Annotated in this window: 20 protein-coding genes; 12 read left to right on the top strand and 8 right to left on the bottom strand. The window is 70.9% G+C overall.

Annotation, left to right across the window (positions count from 1 at the left end; all coding sequences use genetic code 11):
• Positions 1-137: 137 nt before the first annotated feature.
• Complete coding sequence (locus tag FB465_RS26905) at positions 138-1,331, top strand: acyl-CoA dehydrogenase family protein (protein ID WP_145794586.1); 1,194 nt, start codon at positions 138-140, stop codon at positions 1,329-1,331.
• Positions 1,332-1,374: 43 nt separating this feature from the next.
• Here FB465_RS26905 and FB465_RS26900 read toward each other — a convergent pair whose 3' ends face one another.
• From FB465_RS26900 to FB465_RS26890, 3 genes are all read right to left on the bottom strand, one after another.
• Positions 1,375-2,430, bottom strand: a complete 1,056-nt coding sequence (locus FB465_RS26900) for a sugar ABC transporter permease (protein WP_170290696.1) — start codon at positions 2,428-2,430, stop codon at positions 1,375-1,377.
• 11 nt (positions 2,431-2,441) lie between these two features.
• Positions 2,442-3,698, bottom strand: a complete 1,257-nt coding sequence (locus FB465_RS26895) for an MFS transporter (protein WP_246192859.1) — start codon at positions 3,696-3,698, stop codon at positions 2,442-2,444.
• 122 nt (positions 3,699-3,820) lie between these two features.
• On the bottom strand, positions 3,821-4,243 hold the full coding sequence (locus tag FB465_RS26890; RefSeq protein ID WP_145794583.1) for an arsenate reductase ArsC: 423 nt from the start codon (positions 4,241-4,243) through the stop codon (positions 3,821-3,823).
• A 62-nt stretch (positions 4,244-4,305) separates the two neighbouring features.
• Here FB465_RS26890 and FB465_RS26885 point away from each other — a divergent pair, with 62 nt between their 5' ends.
• On the top strand, positions 4,306-4,617 hold the full coding sequence (locus FB465_RS26885) for an ArsR/SmtB family transcription factor (RefSeq protein WP_145794581.1): 312 nt from the start codon (positions 4,306-4,308) through the stop codon (positions 4,615-4,617).
• A 53-nt stretch (positions 4,618-4,670) separates the two neighbouring features.
• Entirely contained in the window at positions 4,671-5,411 is a 741-nt protein-coding gene (locus tag FB465_RS26880) for an aquaporin (protein ID WP_145797618.1), read from the top strand.
• A 33-nt stretch (positions 5,412-5,444) separates the two neighbouring features.
• Here the strand turns inward: FB465_RS26880 and FB465_RS26875 are convergent, their stop codons facing one another.
• Both FB465_RS26875 and FB465_RS26870 read right to left on the bottom strand, forming a co-directional pair.
• The gene (locus tag FB465_RS26875) at positions 5,445-5,927 is read right to left on the bottom strand and encodes a GNAT family N-acetyltransferase (RefSeq protein WP_145797617.1); all 483 of its coding nucleotides are present in this window, start codon (positions 5,925-5,927) and stop codon (positions 5,445-5,447) included.
• A 50-nt stretch (positions 5,928-5,977) separates the two neighbouring features.
• Positions 5,978-6,340 carry an ArsR/SmtB family transcription factor gene (locus tag FB465_RS26870; protein WP_145794580.1) on the bottom strand — a complete coding sequence of 121 codons (363 nt, stop codon included), beginning with the start codon at positions 6,338-6,340 and terminating at the stop codon, positions 5,978-5,980.
• 124 nt (positions 6,341-6,464) lie between these two features.
• Here FB465_RS26870 and FB465_RS26865 point away from each other — a divergent pair, with 124 nt between their 5' ends.
• The 7 genes from FB465_RS26865 to FB465_RS26835 all read left to right on the top strand — a co-directional run bounded on the left by FB465_RS26865 (position 6,465) and on the right by FB465_RS26835 (position 12,138).
• Entirely contained in the window at positions 6,465-6,683 is a 219-nt protein-coding gene (locus FB465_RS26865) for a hypothetical protein (RefSeq protein WP_145794578.1), read from the top strand.
• 303 nt (positions 6,684-6,986) lie between these two features.
• A complete protein-coding gene (locus FB465_RS26860) occupies positions 6,987-8,051 on the top strand; it encodes an ATP-grasp domain-containing protein (protein ID WP_246192858.1) in 1,065 nt (354 codons plus the stop codon).
• Positions 8,052-8,079: 28 nt separating this feature from the next.
• Positions 8,080-8,508 (top strand): hypothetical protein, encoded by a 429-nt coding sequence (locus FB465_RS26855; RefSeq protein ID WP_145794574.1) that lies wholly within the window; start codon positions 8,080-8,082, stop codon positions 8,506-8,508.
• Between the two features lie 94 nt (positions 8,509-8,602).
• Positions 8,603-9,133, top strand: coding sequence for a nucleoside-triphosphatase (locus tag FB465_RS26850; RefSeq protein WP_145794573.1), 531 nt, complete (start codon positions 8,603-8,605; stop codon positions 9,131-9,133).
• Positions 9,134-9,458: 325 nt separating this feature from the next.
• On the top strand, positions 9,459-10,193 hold the full coding sequence (locus FB465_RS26845) for a helix-turn-helix transcriptional regulator (protein WP_246192857.1): 735 nt from the start codon (positions 9,459-9,461) through the stop codon (positions 10,191-10,193).
• A gap of 144 nt (positions 10,194-10,337) precedes the next feature.
• Complete coding sequence (locus FB465_RS26840; protein WP_145794571.1) at positions 10,338-10,589, top strand: hypothetical protein; 252 nt, start codon at positions 10,338-10,340, stop codon at positions 10,587-10,589.
• Between the two features lie 76 nt (positions 10,590-10,665).
• The gene (locus FB465_RS26835) at positions 10,666-12,138 is read left to right on the top strand and encodes a WXG100-like domain-containing protein (protein ID WP_145794570.1); all 1,473 of its coding nucleotides are present in this window, start codon (positions 10,666-10,668) and stop codon (positions 12,136-12,138) included.
• A gap of 131 nt (positions 12,139-12,269) precedes the next feature.
• Here the strand turns inward: FB465_RS26835 and FB465_RS26830 are convergent, their stop codons facing one another.
• On the bottom strand, positions 12,270-12,563 hold the full coding sequence (locus tag FB465_RS26830) for a cupin domain-containing protein (RefSeq protein WP_342791842.1): 294 nt from the start codon (positions 12,561-12,563) through the stop codon (positions 12,270-12,272).
• Positions 12,564-12,706: 143 nt separating this feature from the next.
• Here FB465_RS26830 and FB465_RS26825 point away from each other — a divergent pair, with 143 nt between their 5' ends.
• Positions 12,707-12,970 (top strand): hypothetical protein, encoded by a 264-nt coding sequence (locus FB465_RS26825; RefSeq protein WP_145794567.1) that lies wholly within the window; start codon positions 12,707-12,709, stop codon positions 12,968-12,970.
• A 62-nt stretch (positions 12,971-13,032) separates the two neighbouring features.
• Complete coding sequence (locus FB465_RS26820; protein ID WP_246192856.1) at positions 13,033-13,557, top strand: GNAT family N-acetyltransferase; 525 nt, start codon at positions 13,033-13,035, stop codon at positions 13,555-13,557.
• Between the two features lie 284 nt (positions 13,558-13,841).
• On the opposite strand, the gene FB465_RS26815 is transcribed toward FB465_RS26820, so the two are convergent.
• Together FB465_RS26815 and FB465_RS26810 are read right to left on the bottom strand one after the other, a co-directional pair.
• Positions 13,842-15,287 (bottom strand): glyceraldehyde-3-phosphate dehydrogenase, encoded by a 1,446-nt coding sequence (locus FB465_RS26815; RefSeq protein WP_145794564.1) that lies wholly within the window; start codon positions 15,285-15,287, stop codon positions 13,842-13,844.
• A gap of 295 nt (positions 15,288-15,582) precedes the next feature.
• Complete coding sequence (locus FB465_RS26810) at positions 15,583-17,277, bottom strand: glycoside hydrolase family 64 protein (protein ID WP_246192855.1); 1,695 nt, start codon at positions 17,275-17,277, stop codon at positions 15,583-15,585.
• Between the last annotated feature and the right edge of the window lie 63 nt (positions 17,278-17,340).

Genomic DNA, 17,340 nt, shown 5'->3' with positions numbered 1-17,340 from the left:
TCCGGGCGGCCGTGGGGCGGCTGCACGGGTCACTTGGACGGTGAGGGAACTCGGCGGCGTCCGTAGCCGACCAGTTCCACAGCCAGCTAGTCGGATTGTCATCTCATCGGGTTCCCGATGAATCCGGAGGAACCCTCATGAACGACCACAAAGCGCCCTTCGCCGGGAGCGGGCTGCCCGACTGTCCGCCCGAGGTGGCCGAACTGCGCGGCAGCGTGGCCGAGTTCGTCAGGGAGCGGGTGATCCCGTGCGAACCCGTCCTCGACGCCGGCGGCCCCGATGCCCGCGAAGCGCTGGCGCGGCTCCAGGGCGAGGCCAAGGACGCCGGGCTGTGGGCGCTGCCCCTGCCCGTCGAACTGGGAGGCCAGGGCCTGCCGCTGTCCCGGTACGCACACCTCGCCGAGGCCGAGGGGGCCGGCGACCACGGCCCTTCGGCCCTCGGCTCCGCGCCGATCCTGGACGTACGAATGCTCGCCCGCCACGGCTCGGCCGCCGTCCGGGACCGCTACCTCAAGCGGATCACGGCCGGTGAGCTGCGCACCTGCTACGCGATGACCGACCCCGACACGCCCGGCACCGACCCCGCGATGACCTCCACCCGCGCCCACTCCGACTCCAGTGGCCGGTGGACTCTGCACGGCCGCAAGTGGTTCACGACCGGAGCCGGAGAAGCCGACCTGGTCACCGTCATGGCCCGCACCGATGGGGACGCACCGCACTCCGAGGGACTGTCACTCCTGCTGGTGCCCACCTCCGCACCCGGCTTCCGGGTGGTACGCGAGCTTCCGATCCTCGGCGCCGGCGGGCAGTGGGAGATCGAACTCGACGGCGTCACCGTCCCCGCCGACCACCTGGTGGGCGAACGGGGCCAGGCCCTGCGGATCGCCGGCGAGCGGCTGCGGCTCGGCCGGGTGCTGCGCTGCCTGCGCTGGCTCGGCCAGGCGGGCCGCGCCTACGAGTTGATGTGCGAGCGGGCCCGCTCCCGCACCCAGGCATCGGGCCCGCTCGCCGACCGCCAGCTCGTCCAGCAGCTGGTCTTCGACTCCCTGCTCGCGATCCGCACCACGCGGCCGCTTGTGTACGAGGCGGTGGCCCGCCTGGAGGCCGGACAGGACGCGCGGGTGGAGACCGGACTGGCCAAGGTCGCGGCGGCCCGCATGCTCCAGCAGGTCACCGACGCCGCCATCCAGGTCCACGGCGCCGCCGGGCTCGGCCCCGACACCCCGCTGCCCGCGCTGTTCCGCGCCGGGCGCGCGGCCAGGCTGCTGGACGGCCCGGACGAGCTGCACATCTCGGCGGTCGCCCGACAGGTGCTGCGGCCTGCGCGCTGAAGCACGCTCGCGGCCTGGCCCGGGACCGGGACCGGGACCGGGCTCAGGCCGCGAAGGGTCCGACCAGGCCCGTGAGCATCGCCAGTCCGACGGCCAGGAAGAAGTCGCCCCACACCAGTTCATGGCGGACCGCCAGATCACGTTCTGCGTCGTAGCAGCCGTCCAACAGCATCCCGGCCGGTCGCGGACCGCCCGACGCCGACAGGTGGCGGGTGCAGAGCCGGTGCAGCACCAGCTCCGCCCGCGCCGAGAGCCCATCCGTCTCACCCGCGAGAGCCGCCAGCTTCAACGCGGCCACCGCCTCGATCGCGGCCGCCGAGGTGTCGAGCGGCCCGCCCGGCTCACCGGCCGGCGGCACCGGCGCAGCGGGCTCGACAAGCCGCAGACGGGTCAACCTCCCCGCCGCCTCGCGGAGTTCGCCGGACCGGCCGATCTCCGGGACGGCCATCCCGTCCGCCACGCCGAGCAGCAGCCAGGCCGCCGTCCGGCTCCATCCCGGCGTCGGCTCGTCGCAGCCCTTCCACCCGCCACCGGGCACGGCCGCCCAGGCCGGGCGGGGCGGCTCCTCGCCGAGGCACAGCTCCAGATGCCGCGTCAGGTGCGAGCAGGCCGCCGCCACACCTGCGTCCCCCGCCCGCGCGAGCAGCGGCACCAGGCCCGGTACGCCGTCGGCCCGGGCCAGCAGCCGTGGCCCGCCGAACGCACTCCCCCACGGCACCACACCCAGCCCGGGATCGAACGCGGCCAGGCAGGCATGTGCGGCCCGCTCGCGCAGCTCGTCCGCCGCTTCGTCGGCGAGCGCGGTGCCGTACCAGAGGATCATTCCCCGGGTGGCGGTGTCCTGGTCGACCCAGTCGGACAGGCGGCGGGTGCACTCCCGGGCGGCGGTACGGTCGGTGCGGTCGCCCGACGCCAAGGCGCGCAGCCACAGCAGCCCCGCCCAGAACCCGCCGGTCCACGACCCACGCGCGGTCGTCGTCCACCGCCCGGTGTCCGGGTCCGCGTACAGGGGGAAGCGCGGCCCGACCTCCTCGGCGGTGGTCCCGACCCGTTCCAGCACGGCAGCCAGGGCATGCTCGGCCCACGTCGCGCGGGTCACGCCCGGCGCGTTCACGCGGTCACCGGCCGGGCCCGGCGTACCGCCGACGATGCCGTGACCGCTGCCGCGCCCGCGAACTCGCAGGCCACCAGCAGCCAGCCCGGCCCGTACCCGGCCGCCGACACCGCGAGCCCGAACAGCGGCGGGCCGACAGCGAATCCGGCGAAGAAGCCCGCCGAGACGAGCGCCGAGTCCTGCCCCGCCCGGCCCGGCGCGGAGCGGCGCATCACCAGGACCATCGACACGGCGTTCGCCGACACCGCGAACACCCCCACCGCCACCGCCGCCGGCCAGACCAGCGGATGCAGCAGGGCAGCGGCGGCCAGCAGCAGCGCTGCGCCGACGGCACCGAGCGCGAGCAGGGAGGGCAGCGCCTCGGCCCGGCCGTCCCCGTTCGCCGCGCGCGACCAGCCGACCCGGCCGGCGATGCCTGCCAGACCGAGGACGGCCACCGGAACCGCCGCCACCGTCGCCGACAGGCCGAGCCGCTGGGTGCCGAACAGCGCGAGATAGGTGTTGACCGACGCCACCCCGCAGCCCAGCAGGAACGAGAACACCGCCAGCCTCCCCACGGCCCCGCTCGCCGCTGCGCCGGCACTGCCACCACGGGCGGCAGACGTGCCGTCGGCCGGCAGGGCCCGGGCCGCCCACACCGCAGCAGCGGCAGCAGCACCGGCCGCCGCCCACACCGCACCCCGCCAGCCGACGGCCGCCGCCAGCAGCGACAGCGGCACCCCGGCCACGAACGCGCCGAACTGCACGCCCGACTGCTTCCACCCGGTGACCGCACCGCGGCGCTCCGCCGGAAAGGCCGCCAGAATCACCTTGTTGGTGGCGGGGTTGGCCAGCGCCTGCGGCAGACCGCCCAACGCGACCGCACCCAGCAGCCCGGCGGCACCCGGAGCGGCGCCGATCAGGGCGAGCGAGCCGGCGGCGAGCGACAGCAGCGCCACCACGCACCGCCGCGGCCCCACCCGGTCCACCAGCCTCCCGGCCACCGGCGAGAGCAGCGCCGCGACACCGAAGCCCGCCGTGGTGGTCAGCCCGAGCTCCGTACGGGAGACGCCCAACTCCCCCACCAGCCGGGGCCCGAGCGCTCCGACGAGGAACAGCTGCATCATCGAGAACGCCATCGCGCAGGTCAGCAGCACCGCCACCGGCGTACCCGCGGCAGCCGTCCCGGCCGCAACCTCGCGCGCTCCTGTCCGAGAAGCCTCGCCACCACTCATCATCTGTACGGCTGCCCTTTCGGATGCGACGTCTGCCATGACTCCGGTCAGACAGTCGTACCGGCCGCCCGCCGAGTTCCCGGGGGACGGCCGCTCTGGGCAGCGTGGGGACGACATCCCGCACGAGGGCGCCGGTCCGGGCGTCCTGGGCCAGGAAGGTGTCAGCTCTCCGGCTGCTGCTCGGCGTCGATTTCGGCGATCAGACCCTCGATCAGACCCTTGATCTCGTCCCGGATCGGCCGGACGGCCTCGACGCCCTGGCCCGCCGGGTCGTCCAGCTTCCAGTCCAGGTACGTCTTGCCGGGGAAGTACGGGCAGGCATCGCCGCAGCCCATGGTGATGACGTAGTCGGACGCCTGAACGGCCTCGGTGGTGAGGATCTTCGGCTGCTGGTCCGAGATGTCGATGCCCAGCTCGGCCATCGCGGCGACGGCGGAGGGGTTGACCTGATCGCCCGGGACGGAGCCGGCGGAGCGGACCTCGACGCGGTCCCCGGCGAGGTGGCGCAGGAAGCCTGCGGCCATCTGGGAGCGGCCGGCGTTGTGGATGCAGACGAAGAGGACGGAGGCGGCGGGAGCGGACATCGATCGGGTTCCTTCGGTTGTGGGTCGCCACGCGGCCCGAACGGCGGGTAACGTATCACTCCATGGTGACGTCAGTCGACAGTGATGTATTGAAGGTCTTGGCCGACCCCCTCCGGATGCAGATCATCCGGCTCCTCGCCCACGAGGCGCTGTGCACGACGCACCTGGTGGAGGAGACCGGGGCCAGACAGACGAACCTGTCCAACCACCTGAAGATCCTTCGGGACGCCGGCCTCGTGGACACCGAGCCGTGCGGACGCTTCACCTACTACTCCCTCCGCCCCGAGGCCCTCGAGGTCCTGGCGGCGGAGTTCGCCGGGCTGGCCGCCACCGCCCGCGAAGCCGCTGCGGCCCACCGCAAGCGGTCCTGCTGAACCACGCCGACCCCCGCCCCCTGTACGAGGAGTACCCGTTGAGCACTGTGGACATGGCGAGACCTGCCGCCACCGCGGCCGATCCGCTGGCTATCGAGCCTCCCGCCGTCCCCCTGCTGAACCGGGTGGCTGCCGAGCTGGTCGGCACCGCCGCACTCGTCGCGGTAGTCGTCGGATCCGGCATCCAGGCCACCGAGCTCAGCCAGGACGTCGGCCTGCAGCTGCTCGCCAACTCCCTGGGCACCGTCTTCGGCCTGGGCGTCCTCATCCTGCTGCTCGGCCCGGTATCCGGCGCGCACTTCAACCCGGTCGTCACCCTCGCCGAGTGGTGGACCGGCCGAAAGGACCCCAAGGGCCTCGGCCCGCGGGAGGTCGCCGCGTACATCCCGGCGCAGATCGCGGGTGCGATCGGCGGCGCGATGCTGGCGGACGCGATGTTCGGCGAGGCGCTGGTGAAGTGGTCGACGCACGACCGCTCGGCCGGACACCTGCTGCTCGGCGAGGTGGTCGCCACCGCGGGCCTGGTACTGCTGATCTTCGGCCTGGCGAAGACCGACCAGCTGCGCTTCGCCCCGGTCGCGGTCGCCTCCTACATCGGCGCCGCGTACTGGTTCACCTCCTCCACCTCCTTCGCCAACCCGGCCGTCTCCATCGGCCGCACGTTCACCGACACCTTCGCCGGCATCGCCCCCGGCTCGCTGCCCGGCTTCATCGGCATGCAGCTCATCGGTGGAATCGTCGGCCTCGCCCTGGTCGCGCTCATCTTCAACCACCGCCGCCGGACGGAGACATAACCCCCTGGGCAGCTGGGGTTGATCGACTTCCGGTCAGCTGACGATCGGGCTGCGGCGTTCGACCAGTACGACGTCGCGCCAGACGCCGTGGTGGCGGCCGATACGTTCGCGGGTACCGACGACGCGGAAGCCCGCCCGCCGGTGCAGGGCGAGGCTGGCGGTGTTCTCCGGGAAGATCCCGGACTGGATCGTCCAGATGCCGGCGGCCTGCGTGGAGTCGATCAGGGCCTCCAGCAGAGCGCGGGCGACACCGCGTCCGCGGGCGTCGGGGTGGACGTAGACGGAGTGCTCGACCACGCCGGCGTACGCGCACCGGTCGGAGACCCTGCTCGCGGCCACCCAGCCCAGCACCCGCTCGTCCCGGTCGAAGGCGACAAACCTGTGCTCGGCCGGCCTGGCGGCGTCGAACGCCTCCCACGTCGGCACGGCCGTTTCGAACGTGGCGTTGCCCTCGTCGATCCCGGCCCGGTAGATCGCCAGTACCTGCTCGGCGTGGCCGGCCGCCATCCGCGTCATCCCGAAGTCACTGCGCACAGCTCGGTCCTCCGTCCACCGCCTGCTGGTCTTCAGCGGCCCGCGGCGAGGAGGCCCGCCATCGTGGCGAGCACCTCGGGGTCGACCCGGTAGTACACCCAGGTGCCGCGCCGCTCGCTGGTCAGCAGTCCGGCCTCGCGGAGCTTCTTCAGGTGGTGGCTGACCGTGGGCTGCGAGACCCCGACGTCCTGGATGTCGCACACGCACGCCTCCCCACCCTCGTGCGAGGCGACCCGCGAGAAGAGCCGCAGTCGCACCGGGTCGGCCAGCGCCTTGAACATCGCCGCCATCTTCACCGAGTCCGCCTCGGACAGCGCCGCCGAGGTGACCGGCGGGCAGCACGGCACGATCTCCGGCTCGACGACCGGCAACTCCCGCAGCTCCAGATTCGACATGTGTCTATGTTGACGTCTGTCGATCCAGGAGGCAAGCTCTCTTGTATCGACAGATGTCGAAGCAGCAGCGGCGGGTGCCGCCCGGACGACTGCGACCAGTGCGCCCTTCACCGAGGAGAATGCCGTGAGTACCCCTGATACCTCGCCCGCCCCAGCCGAGCAGAGCACGCCCACCACCTGTTGCACTTCCGCTCCCACCGAGGAGAGCGCGCCGCAGGCACCGTGCTGCGGTACCGCGGACGGCGTGTGCTGCGGTACCGCGGACGGCGCGGCGGACGTGCAGTTCTGCTGCGAGCCCGCTGCCAACGCCGAGTACGTGGCCGCCGGGGACGGCTGCTGCTGACCCCGGTCTGACCAGCACCCGCTGAAGGCCGACCTGAGACACGGAGTAACCCGAGGGCGACAGCGGTGGCGGGTGCTGCTCGGTCCCGGCCGTGCCTCAGGTCCTCAGCATCGGCCTCGGCAGTCCGACCACAGCACCGTCCGGCGGCTGCTGACCAGGATCGTGACCTGGCCGGCGGCGAAGGCGCGGCTCGAAGGACAGTGCCAGGATGGGCTCGCAGGCACGTGCGGACTGAACGCCGAACGAGGACGGGCACCGGCTCCCGAGCCGGTGATCCCGGTGCATCGGAAGCGAGGTGCGATGGTGGACGTGCGCATCTGGTTCAACAGGATCTGGCCCGCGCGAGTGCACCTGATCCCGATGCTGCGGGAGAACCCGGACCACGCCCGTGTCCGTGTCTACGGCACCCATCCCGACCGGGCGGCGCCGGCGCTCACGGCCTGCGACGAGGTCGAGCTCGAGCCGGTCGAGGACGAGGCCTTCTTCGATTTCGCGATCGACTTCTGCCGACGGCACGGCATCGACGTGGTCATGCCGTCCTCGCGCCTGGTGGCGTTCGCCGACCACGCGGAGGCGTTCGCGGCGATCGGAACGAAGGTCATGTGCGCACCCGCCGACACGCTCCGCACGGTGACCGACAAGAGCCGTATGTACGCGGCGGTCGAGCGCACTCGAGTGCCGCTCGCCCCGTGGCGGGTGGTCTCCGATGCCGACGGTCTTCGCAAGGCGGTCGAGGAGTTTGCGGAGACGGGCAGCGCTCTGTGCGTCAAACCCGCGGGCGAGTACTCCGCCTACGGCTTCCGACGCCTGGACGACTCCCCGCTGGAGGTCTCGGACTTCGAGCGCCTGCCGCAGCCGACGGCGTCGGTCGCCGCGGTCGCCGACGCGCTTCAGCGTGCCCTGGACAGGGGCGATCCCGTTCCCGAACTGATCGTGATGCCGTACCTGGATTCGCCGGAGATCAGTGTCGACTGCCTGTCCGAGGCGACGGGCACCCTGGTGAGCGCGATTGCCAGGGCGAAGGCCGGGAGAGTCCGGACGCTGCTGGACGACCCCGAGGTGACGGAGTTCGCGCGGCAGATCACCGGCCACTTCCGGCTCGCGTACCTGTCCAACGTCCAGTTTCGGCACTGGCAGGGGCGACCGGTGCTCCTGGAGGTCAACGCCAGGCCGGCGGCGGGCATCTATCAGACGCGCATGACCGGGGTGAATCTGGCGTGGGCCGCCGTGCGGATGCTGCTGTACGGAGACCCCGGCGACCTGCCGAAGCCGAGCCTCGGGGGCCGGCTCGCGGTGGTCGAGCACGCGATCGCGCTCTCCGAACCAGTACAAGCTCAGGTCGGCCACGACCGAGGGGACTGCCCCTGAGGCCGTAGTTTCGCTAGGCTCCGCGACCATGAACGTCCCCCTCGGCGTACAGGTCGGCGTGAGCCTCGCCTGGCTTCTCGCGTACCTGGTGCTCTCGATCCGCTACGACCGTGTCTGGGACGCGCGTATGCGGGCCGCCCTCTCCCGCCGCCTGGGTGTCGACGTGCAGTGGGGCTCGATCGACGGCGGTGGTGACCCGTTCAGCGACTCCGGCGGGCCGCCCACCCCGGCCTGGGTGGCCGACGGGCGGGGCACCCTTGTCCAGCAGCTCAAGCAGACCGTGGCGCTCCGGTCCGCGCAGGTCGCAGTGATGGTGCTGCTCGGCTGCGTACCCCCGGTGGGTTTGCTGGGCCTGCAGATCCTGCTGACGTTCCACGGCCTGGTGGTGGGGGCTACGGCATTCGCGGTGATCGCGATCTTCAGTCTTTACTGGGTCGGCACCTACCGTCGCCGCTGACGGACCCCGTACCGGCCGGTCGGTGAGAACCTGATGGAGGAACTGCTTCAGCCCGGCCACAGGGACCACTTCTCCAGCTGACGCGGAGCACGAGATGCCGACGAGGATCCTGCTCGAGGGGCGGCCCGGCGTGGGCAAGACGACCGCCGTCCGCCGGCTGGCCGCACTGCTACGCCCCCGCGCACTCGCCGGCTTCACCACCGAGGAGATCCGGCAGGGCGGAACGCGCGTCGGCTTCGCGCTCGAGACCCTGGCGGGCCAACGTGCCGTTCTCGCCCATCTCGACTTCCCCGGGCCGCCGCGGGTCGGGCGGTACGGCGTCGACCTGGGTGTCATGGAACGGCTGGCCGTGCCGTCGCTGAAGCAGGCGCCACCGGGGCCGGTTCCCCGGCAGCTCACGCTCATCGACGAGCTCGGGCGGATGGAACTGGCCTGCACCGCGTTCCGGGACACCGTCCGGTCCTTGTTCGAGGCGGACGTCGACATCGTCGCCACCGTCCACGCGCACCACGACCCGTTCACCGATGCCCTCAAGCAACGTGCCGACATCGAACTCATCCAGCTGACCCGGGCGAATCGGGATGCCCTCCCGGAGGAACTCGCGGCACGCCTGGACATCCCGTGAGAGCCACACCGCTCTGACACGGAGTCCGTGCGGCAAGGGGTCCACGGAGCACCAGCGCCATGCGCCCTCTGGCGCCTCGACACTCCTTGGATACCGTTGAGGTACGTACAACTGACGAGGTTTCGGCGGGGCTGCCGGGTGATTCATTCCCGGCGGCTCCCCTGACGACGGGGGACGTCTCGTGGCACTACATGCCGGAAGCAGCAGTGTGGGGGTCGGTCGGGGCGTCGAAGTCGCCCGGGTCGGTGGTGTGTGGCGGGTGACCAGGCCTTGGCATCCTGGGCTACGCCCGTTCATACGCAGCTACGCCGGCTATCGGGAGGCAGTGGCCTCGCCCTATCAGGTGCTGGTGGTCCCGACGGGCCGTGCCGTCGTGGTGATCAACCTGGCGGAACCGTTCACGCAGGTCCGCCGGTTGGGGGCACCGGGCTCGGGCAGCGGGAGGATCGGTTCGCTGGTCGTGGGTCTGGAGGACAGGCCCGCGCTGTGTGAGCATCCCGGTGGGCAGGAGGCGATCCGCCTGGAGTTCACACCGTTGGGCGCCTACCGCCTGTTCGCCGTGCCGATGCGCGAGTTGACCAATCATGTGGTCGAACTCCGCGACGTCCTGGGGCCCGAGGCCGGGGTGCTGGTGGAGCGGCTGGCAGCCGCCGGCGACTGGGCTGCCAGGTTCGATCTGCTGGACGCCGCGTTGCTGGCCCGGCTCGGGCGCGGCCCGGAGCCGGCGCCGGAGGTCGGCCACGCCTGGCGACTGCTCTCCAGCACGGCCGGGGCCATCCCGGTCGCCCGGATTGCCGCCGAAGTGGGATGGAGCCAGGGGCACTTGGTCCGCCGGTTCACCGAACAGGTCGGCCTGACGCCCAAGGCGTCCGCCCGCGTGCTGCGCTTCCACCGCGCCATGGGGATGCTCAGTCGCGGGGATGTGAATCTCGCCGAGATCTCTGCGGCCTGCGGCTTCTACGACCAGGCCCATCTCAGCCGCGAGTTCCGCGCCCTGGCCGACACCACACCCGGCCGGATGACGGCCGCCCGCCGGGTGGAGGGGGCCCTCGCCCTGTAGCGCGAGGTCAAATTTGTCCAAGCCATGCCCAACCCACGCCGATAACGTCTCGCTCGTGCGCCCGATCGCCACCCGAATCGGGACCAGCCTCACGCCCGCGTCAACCACCGCGGTGTCCTGAACATCTGCACGTCGAGGAGTCCGATGAAGTCCCTGCGCCTGACCACCGTCGGAGCGGCGATAGGCCTTGCCGCCCTGACCGCTGTGGGCCCGGCGAACGCAGCAGCCACGGCCCCGGCGGATATCCTGCAGGCCGGGGCCAAGCAGGGGGTCTCGGACGGGTACCCGGGCGTGGTCGGCCTGGTGCGCCAAGGCGACACCACCCGGTACGTGCACGCGGGAGTCGGCGACCTCGACTCCGGCAAAGCCGCAGTGAGCGCCTACTGCGCGCTCTAGCCTGCGCGCTTCAGAGGCGGTTTCTGGAACGTCGTTCCACCTGTGCGCTCGACTACACAACAGCTTTGGGGGAAGCATGGCACTGGAGCTACCACCGGGACTCGACACCGTACTCAACATCCTCGGGGTGGACTGGCCGCAGGCGAACGAGGACGAGGTCGTCAGGCTTGCGGACGAGCTCAGGAAGCTGGCCTCGACGATCGACTCCGTCCAGATGGCCGCCGACAAGGCTCTCACCACGCTGAGGGAGGCCTATCACGGCGATTCCGCCGACAAACTGGCCGAGTTGTGGGGCACCATCTCGAAGTACTCTCGCATGGTGGTCGATGCCTGCGGGGCCACCGCGACCGCGCTCAACGCGGCGGCGCTGGTCATCGAGGGCTGCAAGGGCGCCACGCTGACCCAACTGGTGCTGACTCAAGGCGAGTTGGCAGCCGCCTCGGCAACCGGCCCATGGAGCACCGCGGCCATCATCGCGGCCGGCAAACAGATCGTCTCCAGCATTCTGGAGGAGGCGGTGTCCGCGCTCGGGCAGGCGCTGGCCCAGCCGGTGGGCGATCTGGTGGAGACCGTGGTCAAGGACCTGACCGCCGGAGTGTCGGGGCCCTCGAACAGCCCCGGTTTCGGGGTGGACCTGGAGAAGTTGGCGTCCTGCGCTGTCGAACTCCGGCGTCACGCCGACGACATCGACTCCCACGGCAACTCGTTCCGGCAGATCGTCGAAGGCCTGGACGTGGGCCGACCCGGAGACATGTTCGGCAAGCTGGTGATCGCCGCCGCCGAACAGATCGCCACCAGCATCGGTATGGAGGTGCTCAAGCGGCTGCTCGGCTCGTTCCGGGGCACCGCCGACCGGATGGACCAGGTGGCCCGCAACCTCACCGAGAACGAGGACTCGCACACCAAGCAGCTGCACGGCATCCTGACCGAGAAGAAGTCCCTGTCCTCGCTCAGCCCGCTCAAGCTCGCGGGTGGGGTGAGCAACGTGACCGCAGGCAACCCGCGACACTCCTCCCCGGCCGCGGACGACGGACCCCGCCCCGGGTTCGACCGCGCCGGCATCGGCGCCGCGACGGGCGGCGCACACCTCCCCAACGCAGCCGGCTCCCCGGCCTCGCGCGGCGCGAGGACGAGCCGGGCCCCTGGTCTGCTCGCGCCGGACCAGCCCTCGGCAGAAGCCCGTCCCACCGGCACCTCGCCCCAGCAGCCACGGGCCCAGCAGGCGGGCCCACATCCCTTCTCCACTCACCACGGGAGCACCCAGCCCGCGCCGAGGAGCACTCCCGGATTCGTCGCCGGCCACCAGGGAACGGAACCGACCGGCCTCGGTCGGCCGGCGATGGCCCAGACGCCGGGAGGGCCCGATCCGGCCCCGTACGGCCAGGCCCCGTACGGCCAGGCGGCCGGTGACGGGCAGCAGGGTCAGGGAACCACCGGACAGTCTGCACAGCAGCGCAACACTCTCCGCCCCCGTGAGGAGGCCCCCTCCGAAGACCCCGTCGAGCTCCGTGCCGCACCCTCTCGCGACGACGTCACCCCGGACACCTGACCCGCGGGCGGACAGGTCGTTCCCGGCAAGGGTGCCCACCAGTACCGCCATGCCCAGGACCACGACGAGTTCGAGACCGAGCACCGTATACCTTCTGGACGGTAAGGCCTGACGGCCTGGTGGTGTTCCGCTTACCTCGTGCGGTATTCCTCGTCGGTGACGTGGTCGCCCCACTCGGACTCGGGGCCGCCTCCTTCGCCGGGGCCCTCCCACATGGCGAGGTGGGTCATGAAGTGGTCGGGTGCTGCACCGTGCCAGTGCCACTCGCCCGGCGGGGTGTGGACGGTGTCGCCCGGTCGCATCACGATCACCTCGCCACCGCGGGACTGGACCAGCCCGAAGCCCTCGGTGACCTGCAGGGTCTGCCCGACCGCGTGGCAGTGCCAGGCGGTGCGGGCACCGGGCGAGAAGCGCACCACGTTCACCCGTATCCGTCGGCGGTGGAGAGGAGAAGCCGAGCGAGGTCGAAGACCCCGGTGCCCGCCTCATCCCATGGGCATCGACCGACAACGGAGAGTTCCTCTACTGGTTGGCGCGGCCTGAACAGGACCCCGGCGGCTGGACCGTCATGATCAACGAAGCCCGCGGCGAACGGTGGGAACACCTCGACATGAGCTTCGGACAATTTCTGCTGTCCGGCCTCACCGGGGCCGTCCGCTCCGAGATCCTCTCCGACGAGTTCCCGACCTCGCCCCACGACTTCTGCCCCTTCGGCGAGTCCGTCCAGACCGGCCCCGTACGCAGACCTGGCACCGGCGCCCCTTCTCACCGGTTCGGCGCACGGGATAACGGATTTCGTACACCTGAAGCCTGTGGCACGATGCCGCAATGATCTCCAACTCGCCCATAGCTCCAGTCGTCCCCGCAGGCCGGATGGCCCGGAACCCACAGCCGGTGCTCGACCTTCCCGGCGGCCTGGAGCTGCGTCCCTGGCAGCTCAGCGACGCGGACGTCCTGGTGGCCGCCGGCCAGGATCCGGCAATTCGCCTATGGAACCTCCTGGTTGTGGAGTCACCGGAGGACGCTCGCGGGAGGATCGAGCGCATGCACGAGCGCTGGCAGGCCGAACAGAGCGCAATCTGGGCCATCGCACGACCGGGCGGCGGCGAGGCCATGGGTCTCATCGGGTGGGGCGACATCGACCTCAAGGACGGCAGCGCCGAGATCGTCTACTGGATCCTGCCCGCAGCACGCGGCGGTGGCGTCGTGGTCGAGGCCCTGAAGCGCGTCAGCCGGTGGGCCCTGGAGGATCTCGGCCTGCACCGCCTGCGGCTGTGCCACTCGGTGGCCAACCCGGCATCCTGCCGAGTAGCAGCCAAGGCCGGATACTCCCTCGAGGGCACCATGCGCAGCGCACTGCTGCACGCAGACGGATGGCACGACCAGCACCTGCACGCCCTCATCCAGGGCGATCTTTAGCGCGTCAGCGCGACAACCGGAAAGCCTCGCTGGGTTGGGCGGTCAGACTGTGCGATGACATGGTCTGCCGCCCCACCGGATGCCCCTCTCGCCATGCGATTGTGGCCGGCACGGCATCTGCCGAGGCGATGTACCCGTCGGGCGGCTCAGCGCCGCGGGTGGGGTTTCGGCAAGCGCAGGGTCAGCGGGTGGCGGTGGGACGGCAACCAGAAGCCCATCGGGATCGATTGCCGCCCCACCACCGCCTCACCCGCCAGGACGCAGGATCGGACCGTCCGCCGAGATCAGACCGCCGGGGCCGGGTAGGTCGGGTACTCCACGCCGGAGACGTGCTGGACGACGCGGATGACCTGGCAGGAGTAGCCGAACTCGTTGTCGTACCACAGGTAGAGGATCGCGTTGTCGCCCTCGACCTTGGTCGCACCGGCATCGACGATCGAGGCGTGGCGCGAGCCGATGAAGTCGCTCGAGACCGCGTCGGGAGCGCTGATGAAGTCGATCTGGCGCTTGAGCGGCGAGGTCAGCGACACGTTGCGGAGGTAGTCGAGGACCTCCTCGCGGGTGGTCTCACGCTCGAGCTGCAGGTTGAGGATCGCGATCGAGACATCCGGCACCGGGACGCGGATCGAGCTGCCGGTGATCTTCGCCTTGAGGTCGGGCAGCGCCTTGGCGACGGCCGAGGCGGCACCGGTCTCGGTGATGACCATGTTCAGCGCCGCCGAGCGGCCGCGACGGTCGGAGCTGTGGTAGTTGTCCAGCAGGTTCTGGTCGTTGGTGAACGAGTGGACGGTCTCCACGTGGCCGCGCAGGACGCCGTACTCGTCCGCCATCGCCTTCAGCGGCGGGACGATCGCGTTGGTGGTGCAGGACGCGCAGGACAGGATCTGCTCGTCCGGCTTGATCATGTCGTGGTTGACGCCGTGGACGATGTTGGGGACGTCGCCCTTGCCCGGCGCGGTCAGGACCACCTTGGCGATACCGGGGCGGAGGTGCTTCGACAGGCCCTCGCGGTCGCGCCACCTGCCGGTGTTGTCGATGAGGATGGCGTCGTTGATGCCGTACGCCGTGTAGTCCACCGACGTCGGGTCATCCGAGTAGATCACCTTGATCTCGCTGCCATTGGCGATGATCTTGTTGTTCGCCTCGTCGACGGTGATCGTGCCCTGGAACTGGCCGTGGATCGAGTCACGGCGCAGCAGCGAGGCGCGCCTGACGAGGTCCTCGCTGCCGCTGTTGCGGACGACGATGGCGCGCAGCCGCAGACCGTTGCCGGATCCCGCCTTCTCGATGAGCAGGCGGGCGATGAGGCGGCCGATGCGGCCGAACCCGTACAGGACGACATCGCGCGGCTCGCGGCGGTCCAGCTTGTTGGCGCCCGTGGCGCCGATGACCGCCTCCGCGGTGAATTCCTCCACCGAGAGGCCGCGGGCGTCGGTCTTGTACGTGGCCGCGAGCATGCCGATGTCGATCTGGGAAGGGCCGAGATCGAGCACGGTGAGAGCCTGCAGGAACGGCAGCGTCTCGGTGACCGACAGCTCCTCGCCGTCGATCTGGCGGGCGAACCGGTGCGTCTTGAGGATGCTGACCACCGACTTGTTGACCAAGGAGCGGCTGTGCAGCAGGACCGTGACGTCCCTCTCCCGATGCAGTCTCCCGATGATCGGGATCATCGACTCCGCGATCTCCTCGCGGGTCTTCCAGTTCGTGAACACGTCCTCGTTGACAGTCACAGGTCCATCTTTCGAGCTAGGCGATGTTCACATGTTAGCTTTCGGCCATTTTGGCCACTCACGCGGACCCGCCTGAGCGCCGAGGTTTCCCGCCGCATCGGCACACCCCGGTCAAGCAGGCGCTCGGCGCCCACCCGGCGGCCGGGGCGGGCATCGCTCCGGTCAAGGCCATGGGCACCGATGCGGTCGCGTCCGGCGAGTCAGGCTCCATGCCCCGTCGGCTGCGCTCTCCTGGCAGCCGAGAGGGGCCGACGACAGTGACGTCGTCGGCCCCTCCCCCAGGGGTCTGTCCGGTCTAGTTGAAGGTGAACCAGTTGAGGTTGACGAAGTCGGCCGGCTGTCCGCTGGTGAAGGTGAGGTAGACATCGTGGGTGCCGGTGACCTTGCTGATGTCCGCGGGGACGGTGCGCCAGTTCTGCCAGCCGCCCGTGGATGCGATGGCGAAGCTGCCGAGTGGCGTGGCCGTGGGGCTTCCGAGTCGGACCTCCACCAGGCCGCTGATCCCCGCGGCGGCGCCGGAGGCGACTCGTGCGCTGAAGCGGGTGGCTCCGGCGTTGCCGAAGGCGACCGCTGAGTACTTCAGCCAGTCCCCGTTGGCCAGCCATCCCACGTCCTGGCCGCCGCCGGTGTCGGAGCAGGACTCCACCGCGGTTCCCGACTGGGCGCTGAACGACTCGGCCTGGATGGTGGTGAAGGCGCTCCCTCCGCCCGTCGCCGTCGGGGTGGGTGTGGGGTTGCCGCCCCCGCCGCCCCCGCCACCGGCCGAGCCGCCGACGGTGATGGTGAACCGGCTGGGGGTTCCCGACTGCACCTTGCCCTCGAAGTCGACCCCCGCCGGGTGGACGTCGTCGTAGGGGAAGGCGTAGCCGAGGCCGTCGGGGGTGGTGGTGTGGAGGATGCGGGCGTAGTGGTTGGTGCGGGGAGCGGTGTAGAAGGCGGCAGGGTTCTCGCCGTCGGGCTGGTTCGGGTTGTCCAGCAAGGTGGTGCGGTTGAGGGCGGCGGCCAGCCGGGCGCTGAGGTTGCCCATCTCGTCGTTGCCGGTGGTGAACGGCGCGTCGCTGCAGGAGAAGACCGCGAGGGTGGACGGCTTGGCGAAGCTGCCCACGCCGGGGAAGTACAGCTGGTCGCCGGAGACCCGGCCGGTGGCGGTGCCCCAGGTGAACTGGGTGTCGATGCGCAGGTCGGTGGAGCGGTACTTGTCCCAGACCTTGTTGACGTAGTCGTCGAAGTAGCCGGCGAAGAGGGAACTGTTGCCGCGGATGGCCAGATTGGGACTGACCACCCGCAGGTCGGAGCCACCGCTGCTGACGATCAGCCGGTTCCAGTCGCTGCCGTCCGCCGCCGACTGGGCGCGCAGCGCAGCGGCGACCCGGTTCAGGCCGTCGGAGGGCAGGCCGCGAACGGTCTGGGTGCCCTGTGAGGTCTCCAGCCGGAAGGAGATGGGCAGGCACACCATGTCGACGAAGGTGATGTTGGCGTAGAGCTGGTCGCTGTTGTAGGTGAATTCGCAGAAGTCGTGGCGGACGTTGATGTTGGGGTCGGAGGGGTTGCTCACCGACGGCAGGGCCAGGCCGCCGCCGCGGTTGATCAGGAAGGTGAGCTTGGCACCGACCGAGAAGTAGATCCGGCCGCTGTCCAGATGCGGCATGGTGACCGTACGGGCACCCGCGCCGGAGGCGTTGAGGGCGATGGCGCAGTCCACGCCCAGCGGGGTCTGGTCGTTCGCGGGGGACGGCGGGTGGTACAGGGTGGAGCCGTCGCCCTGGATGAAGGCCCAGTTGCCGCCCGCCGCCGGATCGCGGCCCAGCACATAGGCGTACACGGTGTCGCTGCCGGTGGTGTTGACCAGGTCCAGGGGGAGCGTTGCCGAGGTGGAGGCGTTGGCACTGGACTGCAGCCACCAGGCCGCCGCCGGCACGGCGAAGGCCACACCCGCGGAGGCGGCGAGAAGCTTGCGGCGGGTGATGGGGCGCTGATGACGCGGCGTCATGAGGTGTGCTCCTTCTTCCGAAAGGGGTCGCGGTCACAGGGAGCGGGCGCGGGCCGCAGGCAC

It is taken from the genome of Kitasatospora atroaurantiaca (assembly GCF_007828955.1).
In the GTDB taxonomy this organism is placed as follows: Bacteria; Actinomycetota; Actinomycetes; order Streptomycetales; family Streptomycetaceae; genus Kitasatospora; species Kitasatospora atroaurantiaca.
Note: the sequence above shows the minus strand (reverse complement) of the source record. Positions and strands in the feature narration are given on the sequence as shown.

Excerpts from the sequence above, each read along its gene's own strand:
- FB465_RS26855 (WP_145794574.1), top strand. The coding sequence starts at position 8,080 with ATGAACGTCCCCCTCGGCGTACAGGTCGGCGTGAGCCTCGCCTGGCTT.
- FB465_RS26895 (WP_246192859.1), bottom strand. The coding sequence starts at position 3,698 with ATGGCAGACGTCGCATCCGAAAGGGCAGCCGTACAGATGATGAGTGGT.
- FB465_RS26810 (WP_246192855.1), bottom strand. The coding sequence starts at position 17,277 with ATGACGCCGCGTCATCAGCGCCCCATCACCCGCCGCAAGCTTCTCGCC.
- FB465_RS26870 (WP_145794580.1), bottom strand. The coding sequence starts at position 6,340 with ATGTCGAATCTGGAGCTGCGGGAGTTGCCGGTCGTCGAGCCGGAGATC.
- FB465_RS26905 (WP_145794586.1), top strand. The coding sequence starts at position 138 with ATGAACGACCACAAAGCGCCCTTCGCCGGGAGCGGGCTGCCCGACTGT.
- FB465_RS26850 (WP_145794573.1), top strand. The coding sequence starts at position 8,603 with ATGCCGACGAGGATCCTGCTCGAGGGGCGGCCCGGCGTGGGCAAGACG.
- FB465_RS26835 (WP_145794570.1), top strand. The coding sequence starts at position 10,666 with ATGGCACTGGAGCTACCACCGGGACTCGACACCGTACTCAACATCCTC.
- FB465_RS26840 (WP_145794571.1), top strand. The coding sequence starts at position 10,338 with ATGAAGTCCCTGCGCCTGACCACCGTCGGAGCGGCGATAGGCCTTGCC.
- FB465_RS26875 (WP_145797617.1), bottom strand. The coding sequence starts at position 5,927 with ATGACGCGGATGGCGGCCGGCCACGCCGAGCAGGTACTGGCGATCTAC.
- FB465_RS26890 (WP_145794583.1), bottom strand. The coding sequence starts at position 4,243 with ATGTCCGCTCCCGCCGCCTCCGTCCTCTTCGTCTGCATCCACAACGCC.
- FB465_RS26825 (WP_145794567.1), top strand. The coding sequence starts at position 12,707 with ATGATCAACGAAGCCCGCGGCGAACGGTGGGAACACCTCGACATGAGC.
- FB465_RS26885 (WP_145794581.1), top strand. The coding sequence starts at position 4,306 with ATGGTGACGTCAGTCGACAGTGATGTATTGAAGGTCTTGGCCGACCCC.
- FB465_RS26880 (WP_145797618.1), top strand. The coding sequence starts at position 4,671 with ATGGCGAGACCTGCCGCCACCGCGGCCGATCCGCTGGCTATCGAGCCT.